The 14197-nt window shown below is 38.7% G+C and carries 13 protein-coding genes and 1 tRNA gene; 11 read left to right on the forward strand and 3 right to left on the reverse strand.

The window, feature by feature from the left end; all coding sequences use genetic code 11:
- Positions 1-305 precede the first annotated feature (305 nt).
- From Q4574_RS11115 to Q4574_RS11145, 7 genes are all read left to right on the forward strand, one after another.
- Entirely contained in the window at positions 306-842 is a 537-nt protein-coding gene (locus Q4574_RS11115) for a HEPN domain-containing protein (protein WP_303474189.1), read from the forward strand.
- 273 nt (positions 843-1115) lie between these two features.
- The gene (locus Q4574_RS11120; RefSeq protein WP_303474190.1) at positions 1116-1664 is read left to right on the forward strand and encodes a hypothetical protein; all 549 of its coding nucleotides are present in this window, start codon (positions 1116-1118) and stop codon (positions 1662-1664) included.
- Positions 1665-1804: 140 nt separating this feature from the next.
- Entirely contained in the window at positions 1805-2554 is a 750-nt protein-coding gene (locus Q4574_RS11125; protein ID WP_303474191.1) for a hypothetical protein, read from the forward strand.
- A 450-nt stretch (positions 2555-3004) separates the two neighbouring features.
- Positions 3005-3424, forward strand: a complete 420-nt coding sequence (locus Q4574_RS11130) for a hypothetical protein (protein ID WP_303474192.1) — start codon at positions 3005-3007, stop codon at positions 3422-3424.
- The gene (locus Q4574_RS11135; RefSeq protein WP_303474193.1) at positions 3421-3927 is read left to right on the forward strand and encodes a hypothetical protein; all 507 of its coding nucleotides are present in this window, start codon (positions 3421-3423) and stop codon (positions 3925-3927) included. Before Q4574_RS11130 ends, Q4574_RS11135 begins: the two co-directional genes overlap by 4 nt.
- A gap of 609 nt (positions 3928-4536) precedes the next feature.
- Positions 4537-6036, forward strand: a complete 1500-nt coding sequence (locus Q4574_RS11140; RefSeq protein ID WP_303474194.1) for a hypothetical protein — start codon at positions 4537-4539, stop codon at positions 6034-6036.
- A gap of 390 nt (positions 6037-6426) precedes the next feature.
- Positions 6427-6503, forward strand: a tRNA-Met gene (locus Q4574_RS11145).
- A gap of 119 nt (positions 6504-6622) precedes the next feature.
- Here Q4574_RS11145 and Q4574_RS11150 read toward each other — a convergent pair.
- A complete protein-coding gene (locus Q4574_RS11150) occupies positions 6623-8437 on the reverse strand; it encodes a peroxidase family protein (RefSeq protein ID WP_303474195.1) in 1815 nt (604 codons plus the stop codon).
- A 326-nt stretch (positions 8438-8763) separates the two neighbouring features.
- Here Q4574_RS11150 and Q4574_RS11155 point away from each other — a divergent pair, with 326 nt between their 5' ends.
- From Q4574_RS11155 to Q4574_RS11165, 3 genes are read left to right on the forward strand one after another with little or no spacing between them, the layout of a single operon-like run.
- Positions 8764-9291, forward strand: coding sequence for a M48 family metallopeptidase (locus tag Q4574_RS11155; RefSeq protein WP_303474196.1), 528 nt, complete (start codon positions 8764-8766; stop codon positions 9289-9291).
- A 7-nt stretch (positions 9292-9298) separates the two neighbouring features.
- The gene (locus tag Q4574_RS11160) at positions 9299-9667 is read left to right on the forward strand and encodes a YacL family protein (RefSeq protein WP_303474197.1); all 369 of its coding nucleotides are present in this window, start codon (positions 9299-9301) and stop codon (positions 9665-9667) included.
- Positions 9657-10367, forward strand: coding sequence for an RluA family pseudouridine synthase (locus Q4574_RS11165; RefSeq protein ID WP_303474198.1), 711 nt, complete (start codon positions 9657-9659; stop codon positions 10365-10367). The genes Q4574_RS11160 and Q4574_RS11165 overlap by 11 nt, the downstream gene beginning before the upstream one ends.
- Positions 10368-10407: 40 nt before the next feature.
- Here the strand turns inward: Q4574_RS11165 and Q4574_RS11170 are convergent, their stop codons facing one another.
- On the reverse strand, positions 10408-11379 hold the full coding sequence (locus tag Q4574_RS11170) for a diguanylate cyclase (RefSeq protein WP_303474199.1): 972 nt from the start codon (positions 11377-11379) through the stop codon (positions 10408-10410).
- The gene (locus Q4574_RS11175) at positions 11369-12388 is read right to left on the reverse strand and encodes a hybrid sensor histidine kinase/response regulator (RefSeq protein ID WP_303474200.1); all 1020 of its coding nucleotides are present in this window, start codon (positions 12386-12388) and stop codon (positions 11369-11371) included. The genes Q4574_RS11170 and Q4574_RS11175 overlap by 11 nt, the downstream gene beginning before the upstream one ends.
- A 477-nt stretch (positions 12389-12865) precedes the next feature.
- Here Q4574_RS11175 and Q4574_RS11180 point away from each other — a divergent pair, with 477 nt between their 5' ends.
- The gene (locus Q4574_RS11180) at positions 12866-14191 is read left to right on the forward strand and encodes a sigma-54 dependent transcriptional regulator (protein WP_303474202.1); all 1326 of its coding nucleotides are present in this window, start codon (positions 12866-12868) and stop codon (positions 14189-14191) included.
- Positions 14192-14197: the final 6 nt, after the last annotated feature.

Here is a 14197-nt window from a genome sequence, read left to right on the forward strand (position 1 = left end):
GCACTATATTTATCGATGAAAAGACAAGTTCATTTATCCCATTTTTTTGCGGGAAAATTCTAATTATTTACAACGAGGAAAAGCACAAATGGATATTTTGGTTTTTTTAGTGCCCATGGCGATTATGGTTGGTGGCGCGGTTTGGGTCGCTAGATGCAAGAAAAAATGATTTTTTAGTCTGTTCTTTTCTAAATTTATATATTAATAGCCTAGTTTGCTTCTTTGTTTAAATTGATTCCGAAATGGCATACTCTATATTGCAGCGCAAATGTAGTTGAATCATATATCGAGTAGGAAGAAGTAAAATGAGTAGAGCAGGGATGTCGTTTAAGGTTGCAATACAGGATGCAGAACAATTACTTTCAAGATTCGATAACGAAAAAAACACTGCCACCAATGTAAATTCAGAAGCCCTAAAAAGAGCCGGTTTGGTCATCGCCATGGCTGCCTGGGAAACGTATGTTAAAGATCGCTTTAGAGAAGAAATTGATTCTTGGTTAGCATCAGTCAACGGCAGCTTGCTTGGTAATTTTGTATTGAGAAAAGTTGATGAAGACTTAAAGCGCTTTTTTAATCCAAATGTAGATAAAACCAAGCAACTATTTAAAAGTTATTTTGAAATAGACATAACGTCTGGCTGGTGTTGGGATAATTATCAAGTATCGCAAGCTAAAACAGCATTAAATGCACTTATCTCCAAACGTGGCGATGCCGCACATATTGCAACCACCTCACCCAATCAATTACATACTGTCAAAAGAGATGAGTTAGATAAAGCCATTAGGTTTTTAAAAGGCTTAGTCAAAGCTACTGAGAATGTAGAGATCGTTAAACCAATATAAAAAGTTTTGCTTAGTAAGGAGGGGGAAATTAACTAAGTTTGTTCTGGCCTAAAAATTCATTTCTGGTGATCTATAGTAAATTTAACGCTCTTTTTCTTTTTTCAATGCTATTTAACAGAGGTATGTTAAGAAGATTGACAGCGGTAATTTTTTATCTCTATAATAACCTTGTAGCTCAAAAAATGTACAGTAAAAGCTTCGGATTTTCAGTATTTGAAAAGGAAATCATTACCTTTCTACTAAAGGCTTAATGAAATGTTAAGGGATGGATGGATGGATACGTCAGTCGACAATGAAAGTTCAAGCTCAGAAAAAGTAAGTTTATCGCAAGAAGCAAGCAACAAAAACAAACCAAAAAACGTGGGACTTTTTATCACCATTAATCTTATTGCGCTTTTGTGTGGTGGTAGTGGGCTTTTTGGAGCGTTTGTTTATTTTATTGAGCGACCGCTAAAAAAAGAAGTGGAGACTCTATCTGGCGCACTTCAATATGCAGAGTTAGATAGTCAAGAACAAAAATTCTTAATAGAAAATTATCAGGCGCGTATTTCACAATTAGAGCATCAAATCGACTTAGCAGACGGAATGCTATCCAAGCATGAGTTGGATGTTTTAAAGAAAAGACTTTTATATACGCACTCTCAGCTCGAATCAGAGCTTTCAGAATTACACAGTAACCTTAGTAAACTCAAATCAAGAGGTGGGAGCTGGTTTTTCCAGAACGCCCCTAAAATAGCTAGTAACTCTATTGACACTGCAAATCGTGCGATAGCAGCAAATCAAACAATCAAACAAGACGTTGAGAAAATATCTAAAGAATAAATGGAAAGAGTTTCAAGTGGTAGTAGAAAGATCGGTACTGTTGGCTGCTGATCCTTTTGAGTTAAACCACGCCAACTTCCCCCTTTTTTTATCCGAGGGGATTGTTAAAACAACTAAAAAATCAGAAAAGGACGATTCAAATGAAATTACTACACATACCAACTCTGTTAACCCTGGTCACAATATCAGCTTCATCTTTTTCGGAGGAATTGAAAGAAAACATAAATTATAGAACAAAAGTCAATCTAAAAGTGAGTGAAGACGCGGTCAAATATGACAAGGATGTTGGCGAGCAATCTAAGTTTGTTGTCTTGGATAACGACAATAATGATGAATATGCTATTGAATTTTTAGATATTTATCAGGTAGTTGAAAAAAAACCTAAAGCGGAAGCAACCAAAGATGACTATAAAACCTACTCTGTTTCCGATGTTGTCGAGGGTAAAGTTTACTACCTCAAGAAAGAAGAGGTGCAAGGTGTCCCGATTGAGAAAAAAGTAGAGCAAAGTTTTGGTGGGTTGGTAAGTGGACCTTTAATTGTCCCGTTTAAGTATCGGCTTAGTGATAAATCAATTTCTGGTGATGCAACAGTGGGATATTATGCTGGCTGGGGATGGGATACAAGTTTTTGGGGATATAGCGAACGATATGTGACTTTTACGCCTTTTTTATCGGCCGGATTGACGCAGGTTTCAGTATCATCAGTTGATGATGAAGGTAATGTCACGGATGAGAATAAGTCTGGGTTTACTTGGGCGACGGGCGTTCTAATTAATAACTGGGATAGTGTCAACATTGGAATTGTTTATGGTCAAGATAGAATTGGTGATCAAAACTGGGAACACGAAGGGGAAGGTTGGCTAAGCATTTCTGTTGGTTGGGAGTTGTAATTTAATCAACTTCGTACAATTGACGTGATTTTGGATTGAAAATTCGAGACATAATATGTCTCGAGTTCCCAAAAGTAGTAAATACCTAATCCTTAATTTGTTTTTCAGGGGAGTTGTAGGTCATATCGTTCGCGATATAACCAATCATCCCTGTTGTAATCATAAGTAATGTTAGTGGATCTAGCTGCAAATGTGAACTAGCCAGCGACTGTAGTTTAGTGGCTCAAATCTGAACTGACTGCTTTGAGTCGATCGGCTTCGACCTACCCACACAGCCTGTACTGAGCGGGAAACGGAATTCAGCTAAGTTGATTCCAATTACCGCCTCAGACACAAGCAGACTATTAGGGTTACGACTTTTTTTTGTGCTAACCTTATTTATATTTGATATTGATGAATTAATTAATATCACTAAGTGAACTGAATAGTCATTTTTCGGGAAAATGCATAATGGGAAAAATAAGCTATAGTTTCGAAAACACACCTTTTAAGGCTGGTCAGTCAAAAGTATTTCGCTCAGATAACCAGTCAAAAATAACCCTAGATATAAAGTGTTTTGTAGATGACCCTCCCCCTCCAGGCTTTATGCCGTGTGGAGAATGTGGCAGTTTCGAGCTTGCTAAAGAAGAAGAAAAGTTGATTACTGCTGATTTGAGAACCTTTAAAAGAGGTGGGAGGATAGTATTGACTGTTTCAGATCGGTATGGAAACGAAGAGACAATTTGTGTAGTGGTATTTCCAAAAAACTCTGATTCAGAAGGTGGTGGTGGTGGTTGTAAGAAGGCTTCCACTGGAGACAAGAGTAAAAAGGACTCACATTGGATACCCAAAAAAAGCAATATCCAACCTCCTCCTAGACCTTACATATGAATCCTACTGAACAAGCTTTCGCCTTTAACCAAAAGAAACTTGAAGATTCTATAAATGAGCTAAAAAAAACTCAATCCATTTTATCTAGAAAATATAGGATTATGGTTTTCTTCACTTATCTTTCAAAAACATCCATTATTGTATTTGGCCTAGTAATAGGTACAAATTTTTTTGAAAGTACGGTTGCGGTTCTGGGGTTTCTGATAGCATTGCTAACTGGACTTGAACCGCTTTTTCTGAATTCAGCACTTATAGGTGAATTGGGATCTGGTGCAACAAAATTAAGTCAAACATTTGACGAAGTAAGGCTAGAGCACAACGAAATAGTGAACAATTATATTGTCTCAAAAAAAGGTAAGAATAGTAATGGCCCCGAACATTTCGTCAATTCACTTGGGGATTTGGAAGCGAAAGTTAGTAACACTGTGCTAAACGTAAAAAAGAAGATAGAAAGAGCGAAAGTCACTCAGGTTAAAAAACTATTTAAAGGTGGAAAACATTAGTGTCCATAGAGATAGTTAGAATAAAAAATTTACTTTGTTTACGATGTATGGTTCACCGTCTACTACTCGCATGTTGATTTAGTAAAGGTTAGCTTCACGTATTCACCTGTCTTAGAAACCATTCAATCTGATAGACAGCCACTGGCAGGGTGCCGTCTATCAGTTTTGATCAAGCTTTCTATATGAAAAGCGTAAGATTGGCTAATGCAGATTAGCCGTTATAACAGGTCATCAATAAAGGGTTTTATTTCATTATTCGCCGATAAGTTTTCATCATCTATAAGTAAATAGTTGTATTTTGGTTGGTCAATTTTTGTATCTCAAATACATTTATTGAAATAAAAGCAAGTTAATCTGGTTGTTTTTAAAGCAATAGTGAGAGTTTTTTGTTTATCCTGACACTCATAGATTGTTAAGACGATTTTAAAGACGAGTTTAGATGAGGCGAGCTTTTTTCTTCGCCAAGAAATTCAAATTAAAAAATAATTGTAAACGCCAAATAATTGCGGCAATGGAATGAGAGAACTACGCTTTAAATAGATTCATTCGCTTTGCGAAGCCAATAGTCAGTTTATTGATAACCCCCTACAACTTACATGGAGAGTAAACATGAAAGTTATCAATCGTAGTGTCTCGAAAAATAATTTACCAGAGTTTTGGTCCGACACCTCAGTGTGGAGTCTCGTGCCGCATAAGGTCACTCCTTTTACAGCGGAAATATGGGCAGGTACTTTATTTCCTTATTTAAGAAAGCCTGTGCTATGTCGACTTATTGTTTACAAAGATAAGCAAGAACTGAAACGCATAGATATCAAGAGAGCAGAATGGGAAAGACCCATACTGCGTCTAAGCAATCGATTTTTTACACTATCTACGCTGAAAAACTTAGAGTCAAATCAACACTATCAAGTAACTCTTTTCCAACAGCTTGAAGACGATGCAGGTGAATATGCAGGTGATTGGTTGTATTTGAAGTCTGCCTATTTCAATACATTGCCAATGTCATTGCCGACAGCCAATAATGATGCCTTTACAGTATCGTTAAATAGTTGCTTCTACGAACACCGAGATAACGGAGCGACCGCTGAAGCATTTAAAAACCTTTACTCTCAAGGTAATAACGCAATTAAGCCAGACGTTAAATTTATGGTGGGTGATCAGGTTTATTTAGATATAGGCGCTGATTCATTATCACCGTTAACAAATGAAGTTAGAAAGCGAATAGCTGATGATTATGCGAAACATTGGCAGGCACTAGGCAGTATGCTTTCTAGAGGCGCAACTTGGATGTTGCCGGATGATCATGAGTATTGGAACGATTATCCTTTCTACGATAGCTTAGTGCCGACACTCTTTATGTTGAAAATACCCAAAATCAGGAATGCATGGAGTACAGCTTCAAAAAATGGCGTTGAGCGTATTCAGCAAACTCATAACCCAGTTGAAACATTTACTATTGGTAATGACCTCTCATTCTGTATAGCTGATTTGCGTTCAACCCGAACAAAAACACAGTTTATAAATAAAAAGGGTTTTAAAAAACTAATTGGGTGGGCAAAGGGTTTAACTACGCCAGGTGTTTTAGTTATCCCACAAATATTGATAGTTGAGAAGAACAAACATGAGCGCAACTTACATAGTTTTAAGCGACAGTACGCTGAATTATTAGAAGCGTTAGCGCATTCTGGTAGAGATATTGTAGTGCTGTCTGGTGACGTGCATTTTGGACGTATTTGTTCAGTAGGTTTTGGAAATAAAGGGGCAAAATTAATTGAAATAGTGGCCTCACCAACATCTAATCTGACTGGAATTAATTCAGTCGCTACCGCGAAACCCACAATAAAGCCTGAATCTTTCCCTGATATTGAGACGACGTGGGAGCCACAGATTGTTAAATATGATTCCAAATATAACGTCAAAGTTACAAGGGGGAGGTGGTTCTCTAGTTACTGGAAAGAAAGAACTAAAGAACATTTTATGACAATCAGTTTCAATAAAAAGGAAAGTAAGATAAATATGACTGTGCAAGCTTGGTTAGTGCGAAGAGCTGAGGCCAATGGAATGCCAAAATCGCAATTTCAAGTGCCGTACTCTATAACCCTTAAATAAATTGATATATCGCAATTTTCTAAAAAGTAGACCTTTACCTGTGGAATAAGTGGCTATTGGCGCATGCCATTTGACTGCTAAAAGTGGGTGACATAAAATAAAGGTTGGTATTATTTTAATTATATCAATCACTTATGAGTTTTTCTTAGTATCTTTTGAATACGTAGAACCTGTTCAAATCCTGCTCCCGCAACCACATTCAAGGCTTCGATAATTCGAGGCCTTTTTTGTTTTTAACTTTTTATTTTTGTTTTTTTTATTACTAGTTAAATGCCGTTTTAAGTGTGTTTTTTTAACGCACTACTTGCACTACTCAAATGGCTATGTATAATACGCGCCTCTTGATAAGGAAGTGACATGAATCACTATCTAATCATCACCAGTTTCAAGCGCGGGATGGAGCAGTCTGGTAGCTCGTCGGGCTCATAACCCGAAGGTCGTAGGTTCAAATCCTGCTCCCGCAACCACATTCAAGGCCTCGATTATTCGAGGCCTTTTTTGTTTGTGCTAGATATACATTTAACTCCATATTCTCATTTAATTGCACATTCAAAATGTGCTTGGGTTATCTGTATCGAATTTTCAATTACTCCACATAAAATACATTGTCCTGTAGTTCGTCACCTATGTTGGTATTATTGCGGATCACTTCTGCTAGGGTGACATCTTCGACGAATTCGAGTTCATCATCAGTTAAGTACCGGCTGTACCAAAAGCGATCGCCGGCCCTTAATTCGTCAAATTGCTTCACATTAATCGCGGTAAATAGCTCGCCTAGTTGTGAGCCTTGAGATGTCAAAGGATCTTCGGCTAAGCCGCCGATCCAAAGCTCAATATCATCAACCGAACCATAGGCATTGAACAGTCCTGCTTGTAAACTGGTGTTGGTGGTAATGTCGGCAATACTGACTTTGGCTTCTAAATCCATTGCTATTCGCGTTTGGTTATAGGTGTTTAAACCGTGATCTCTGCCACGCTGAATATTAAGGGAAATTAAATCAAAGCCGCCAGATCCAGGGGTTCCGAATAAGAAATTTCGCAAACCATTGACCACTTGCGTATCTATGGTTTGGTGTCTTTGTTTCGCCAAACCTCGCAACACGGGATCAATATCATTTTCATTTTGGTATAAGTTTATGCCAGTAAAAAACGCATCGCGAATGGCTAGGTTACCTTCCTCAATGGTATTGCCATCTGCGTCAAGTCGCAAAATACTGTCACTTACTTCACTGTGGCCTAATCTATAGGTCGCAGCGGAAAACTCATTATAAATAGTTGGGTTGATGGTTTCATCATAGCCTTGGTAATCAGGCATACTGTTTTCACCTAGCAATGCAGGCAAATATTCGTTATAGGTAATAATTTGAATTTCGGCTATAACTAAACGTCTCGCTTGCTCATAGATTGATTCGATGGAAGCATTGGTTTGCGAAGACTGTAAAATTCTAGCAATACGATTGTGTTCACGTAGCCAAACCGTGTGCATAGCGGTGAGCACGGCTTGTTCATTAACCCGTAAGTCGCCACCGATGAAAAGGCGACTAGGATCAGTGACAAAGCCGTTTGCATTGGGGATATTATCGGTATTGAATGGCAACAGGTTGTTACTGCTGGTTGCTAAAAACGGGCTATTATCTCCAACCCTCAAGGCACTGTTGCGCTCATTATCAGAACCATAAATCATTGATCCATCTATCCAGCTAGTAATTTCATTTTCCTGTTCTCTTACATTCTCAATACTTGTACCCGTATCAGGATCGTAAATAGCACGGTTGAAAGGAATAACGACTTCTCCGCTGCCATTGGGATCAAAAAATACATCCCCTCGTGGGACGGGTATGTTCTCTTGTTCAGGTGTACTGCCATCTGTTAAGCCTATATCATGATCGATAAACTGCCCCCATTGCCATAGGTAATCACTGGTATCAAAACTGTTTTCAATGCTTTGGCCTTGGGCCTGAGAAACCAATAAGTTACTTATTTCTCGCGCACTTTTTTGAGTGCTTCCCGCCATAGACGATATTCCGTCGGTGTAGTTTGCTTCGGCAATACGTTGTAAATGGGTAAAAGTAGCGCCCCAAGTCGGATGTTGTTGATTATTACTGGTGCCGTCATAGGAGCGAATTTCTCTACCGTCTTGTTCATTCATTTGCATCTCATCTCTTCCCGGCCGATTGAGTTCATTGTTTCTTCTTACTTCAACATCTTCATCTATCCCTTGGGAAGAGCGAGTGTTACTTCCGCCTCTTTGTTGGTTGGTTTGGTTATCCTGGCTTATCTCTGCTGTTGCTAATGTTACAGCGTCTGAGTTGGAAGCAGTTTCCGATTCACCACTTCCACATGCCGAAATCATAGTCAGTTGGCCGATTGATAAGGGGATGATTAAATAACGTTTATTCATTAATTTATTCCTACTATTCTAATTTATTTATCATTTACGGCTTTTTTCCTTCTATTTGTATAGAACAGTTATATGAGGTGAATTGCGATAGGCGTTAAGGGATAGATAGGTTAAATAAATGTTAGTTCGTGATTAATTGTGGAGTTTAGGTGTGGTTTTTGTGCAGTTTTAGCGCAGTTTACTCGAGTAAAGTGTGAAGTTTGTGTAGCAAAGATTATAAAAGTGATTTAGATGTGTTGACAAGGAGACTACGGATAAACGCGATTAGTGACTAACTGGTGGCCGCGAGTTAAACTAGGCATTCATTCATTTTCAAAAGTAAACTTGTGTCGTCTCTTAAATATTTATCTGCGTATTCCCCTGACTTACAGCAGCAAATAACTGAATTGCTAGATTCAAACCGGTTAACCGATTATCTGCTTCAGAAGTATCCGCTGGTGAATAGCGTGCCTAACGACAATGCACTGCGTGAATATGTTCTTGAACTGAAAAATCAATACATCAAAAAGTCAGCACCGCTGAGTAAGGTGGTATTTGATAAGAAGATTCACGTTGTTGAAAATACCCTTGGGTTGCATAGTTTTGTATCAAGAGTGCAGGGCGGTAAGCTTAAAAGTAAAAATGAAATACGCATTAGTACATTGTTTAAAAATGCACCTATTGAATTTCTTAATATGATAGTGGTACACGAACTCGCCCATTTGAAACAAAAGGATCACAACAAAGCGTTTTATCAACTTTGTTGCCATATGTTGCCCAATTATCACCAAATTGAGTTTGATGTGCGTGTTTACTTAACGCATCTTGAATACAAAGGCGAGATTTATAAAAACCTGTCACCCAATCATCAATAAGGTCCTTATGAATTATCAATTTATACGCAATTTGCAAGGTGAGCCAGAGGCTCAGTTCGAGATGGGCCATGAGGCATTTTCACGTTGGTTTACAGAAGAACTTGGAACAAGGGAAGATAACATATCTGCACTTTTTACGGCAATTGACGCATTACAGAAACACCAAATGAAAGGGTATCTGTTGGAGGGGAAAGAATTTAATCTTCGACTGGATTGTGATGAGGTAGAAGTCAGGTCAAAAGATTTGGATATGGATGGGCCTGATGAGCTGCCAGAAGGTACAGAGTTATATGATCAAGAATCTGTTTCAGGGTGTGGATTAGACGACTTCATTCAGGTTTTAAGTTCGTGGCGAGATTTTGTTTGTGGACAATAACTCCATTATTGCCAAACCATCATCAACGAAAAGTACGATTGTTGATAATTTTGTAGCACCAAAATGCCTAGAAAAAATCAGCATACTTTATCAAGATGAGTCGATGTTACTTATTAACAAGCCCAGTGGTTTGCTTTCTTTATCAGGTAAAAACCCCATAAATTCCGACTCAGTACATTTTCGGTTAGTACAAGAATACCCTTCTGCCACTATGGTTCACCGCTTGGATTTTGGTACATCAGGTATTATGGTAATTGCTCTGAATAAACAGGCTAATAGCCACTTAGGGAAGCAATTCCAGATGCGCATAGTACAAAAAACCTATGTGAGTGTGTTGCATGGACACGTTTGTCAAGATTACGGTCAAATCAGTCAACCTATCGCTAAAGATCCTAGCTTGTTTCCAAAAGTGAAAATATGTTCTATTACTGGCAAAGAAGCCATAACTCAATATACAGTGTTAGAGCGATTAGATAATCCTTGTTCCACTCGAATTCGTTTTCATCCACAAACCGGTAGAACGCATCAATTAAGGATCCACAGCGAACATCTAACGCATCCTATTTTAGGCTGTGATTTATATGGGACTGAAGAGAGTTACCAAAGAGCCAATAGACTCATGTTACATGCAGAAAGTGTAGACTTTGAACATCCTACAACAGGTAAGAAGGTGCAAGGGTTTTGCCCTGCACCTTTTTAAAATCGCATGTACAAATAGTCGCTGATTTTCGCCTTTCCTTTTAATTTGATAGCTGTTCAACTTTCTCATTGTTAAACACACAGACTTGGTTTTTTCCTTGAGATTTTGCCTGGTACAGGGCGTGATCTGCGCTTTTTATTAAAATATCACACTGCCGCTTTCTATCTGGAATTAAGCAGTGCAAACCAATACTCACAGTGGTTTTAATACTTAAATGTGTATCCTGACTTGTATCTATACAGACCATTGTTTGCTCAATTAAGTGACGAATATCTTCAGCCACTTTTGACGCACCAGCAAGGTCAGTGTTAGGAAGAATACAGGCAAACTCCTCACCACCATAGCGGGCCACTAAGTCATCAGGTCGGTGCGCGCAGGTGGTTATTTTTTCTGCCAACACTTTCAAAAATTTGTCACCTGCTTGATGGCCATAAGTGTCGTTTAACTGTTTGAAGTTATCTGCATCAATCATCAAAAGTGCTAACGGCGTTTGTTCTCGTGCACAGGATAGCCAATCAGTGCGCAGTTGGTCGTCAAATTGATAACGGTTGCTAACACCTGTCAAACCATCAACTAAGGCGAGTCTGCGCAACAAATCTGATTGGCGTTTGATTTGCGCGTGACTTTGCACCCTGGCCCATGTAATGGTGGGATTAATAGGTTTGCGAATAAAGTCGACACCGCCGACTTCAAAACCTCTGACTTCATCGGCCTCATCGATATTCGAGGTAATAAAAATCACAGGAATATGCGAAGTGAGTACGTTTTCTTTTATTTTTTCACATACTCGAAAGCCATCTAAATGCGGCATATTAATATCTAAAAGAATGATATCTGGGAGCAATTCATTTGCCATTTCAACGCTTTGTAGCCCATCGCTAGCCATGAAAATATGGAAGTCGTTCTGAAAAATTTCATAAATCTGACGAACCACTAACGGCTGATCATCGGCGATGAGCATTAACGGCATTCGATGAGATATATTGCCAAAATTAACCTGTTTATTTGTCATGGTTTGTACTCTGCAAACAGTTTTTTGAGTGAGCTAAGACGAAGTCTAATGCGGGTTGGAATTTTAGCTGCTCAATAAATTTATTGAGAGTTCTCAATTCACTATGGTTGGGAAATTGAGAGCTCAAGTCTTTAACGTACTGAATAATAGATAGATCATTTTTTTCTAATAAATGGATGATTTGTTTGCACTTTTCTGGAGGGAACTGGGTATTTTCGTCCTTTTGGAAATGGATAGGAGTATCCGTTTTAACAAACAATTGTTGTAAGCGTTGCAGGTTAACCGCATGCACTCTGGAAAGGGTTTCTAATTTTTCTTTAATTTGATTATTGTCTAGCTGCTGGTTCTTGACCAAAGCATGAAATTGAACCACATAGTTATACACGTCTAAGGCACCTATTGTTCCGGCCAAGCCTTTAAGGATATGCAAAGATGAAATGATGGTTTTTGAATCACGAGAGTGTTTAAGAATATTTAATTGTTCTATAAACTCCTGAGCATATAGGGGAATTAAATTTTCTACTGCGGTATGGTTTTGACCAAATCGGTCTAAGATTTGTTGTTTCAGTTCAGCATCGCTGATAACGCTGGAATCTTGCTCATTATCAACGACTGGTTGGGGGTGTTTTTGCAAAACTGCGAGTACTCCTTCACATAGTTTGTGCAAGCTAATGGGCTTAGCAATGTGTGCGTTCATGCCTGCTTCATAGCACTTCAATTGATCTTCTGCTTGGCAATCTGCTGTGGCGGCAACAATGGGTAAATCGTTAAAACGTGGGTCTAATCTAATTTGTTTAGCCGTTGTTAGTCCGTCCATGGTAGGCATATTAATGTCTAATAAGATGACGTCAAATTTTTTTGGCATTGAACGAAGAGCATGAATAACTTCCTGCCCATTTGTAACCGCAATCACAGTCGCACCAGACAGTTCAAGAAGGCCTTTGAGGGCTTCCAAGGTTAGCCTATTGTCATCAGCGATTAATATACTTAATCCGGTTAATCTTTTCACCTAAAAATTTGCCTTATGAGTTGGTGTATCAGAGACCTTTTGGCTTTAAATTGAATTGTTCCCAATAAAAACCTCGAAATGTTCTGTCCCTTGCGGAACTCCCTTCAGACAGTAAGAGCAACATTTAGGTCAAAGCAACATTTAGACCAAAGTAACATTTAGATCAAGGCAACATTTACACCAAAGTGAAATTAAGTGTCTGACAAAAATCGAGGTCATACTAGTTGCTGTCTGGTTTTAACAAATAGCAAAGGACTTTAGATTGTTTATTAAATTATAGAGTGATCGAAATGTGTTTATGTCAGTAAAAGTTTCACTCATGTGAAAAATTTGCAGGTTTAAGTGAGATTTAAATTCAGGTTTTCGATTTTAGGGAATATTTTAAAGTTGATAAAAAGTAATGAGTAGGGCAATGTTCTTTCACATTCCTAATAGATGTTTGCAGTTTCAACATATTGATTATTAAAGGACGATGATGTGTTAAAAGTTTTATTAGTTGATGATGACAATGAGTTTACAGACGTAGCTTATCAAATTATTGAATTCTTAGGCCATGAGGTGTCAGTGGCGGGATCATTAAAAGAAGCTCGGCAGTGGTTAGAGCATCAACAGTTTGATCATATTTTACTTGATTTTATGCTGCCCGATGGCAGTGGTTTGCACCTTATCGATGAATTAGATTTAAGCACCGGAAAACAAACCTTCATTACCTTAATTACCGGGCATCCTTCGGTAAAGGGGATGTTAGCCGGATTGTGCGGGCCTAACGTAAATTATCTAGTGAAACCTCTTCAGCGTGAAGATATTGAAGAAGTATTGAATCGTAAGTCTAAAAAAGCAGTCAAAAAAGTCAGTAAAGCGTTGCATTTTGGTTGTTTAATTGGCGAATCTGCGCCAATGCAAGAGCTGTATTTGATGATCGAGCGAGTAGCGAAAACTAACGCCAATGTCATGTTAATGGGAGAGAGTGGTGTAGGTAAAGAGGTGGTTGCTCAAGCAATTCACAGCGCGAGTCAATGCGAAGGTCCATTAATTGCGACTAATTGTGGTGCACTGTCTAAAGAACTCATTGGTAGCGAATTATTCGGCCATGAAAAAGGAGCCTTTACAGGGGCTGTGGGTCGTAAAGATGGTGTATTTGAGCGGGCTGAAAATGGAACCTTGTTCCTCGATGAGGTGACCGAAATGCCCCTTGATATGCAGCCAAATCTGCTGCGTGTACTGGAATCAAAACGGGTCACAAGAGTAGGGGGAACAAAAGAAATCGATGTGAATTGCAGAGTGGTATCAGCAACCAATAGAAGCGTTAATGAACTGGCTGAAAGTAAGGTACTTAGGGAGGATGTGTATTTTCGGTTAGCGGTGTTTCCTATCGATATTCCAAGTTTGCGACAACGTAAAGATGATATTCCTCTCTTGGCTGAAGCCTTCTTGAATGAGCTCAATGAGGAGAATGGAACGTCTTTTGCTTGGTCTAAACCACAATTAACACGGTTAACTGATTATGATTGGCCGGGCAATGTGCGGGAACTTCGTCATGCGGTGCACAGAGCGTTCATCATGAGTGATCCTGAATCATCAACCATTGATTTACCTAGCAGTTTTGCCTCGCCTTTTGCTTCTAATTCAACATCATCGAATCAGATATCAGCTGGACAAACAATTGAAAATGTTGAAAAAGAATTAATTCGCGCCACCCTTGAAAAAGTAAATGGAAGCAAAACACTCGCCGCGGAAATGCTTGGTATAAGTACCAAGACTCTTTACAACCGTCTACATGCTTACGGTGACTTTGAAGAATAATAGGAA

The organism is Aliiglaciecola sp. 3_MG-2023, from assembly GCF_030548205.1.
Lineage (GTDB): Bacteria > Pseudomonadota > Gammaproteobacteria > Enterobacterales > Alteromonadaceae > Aliiglaciecola.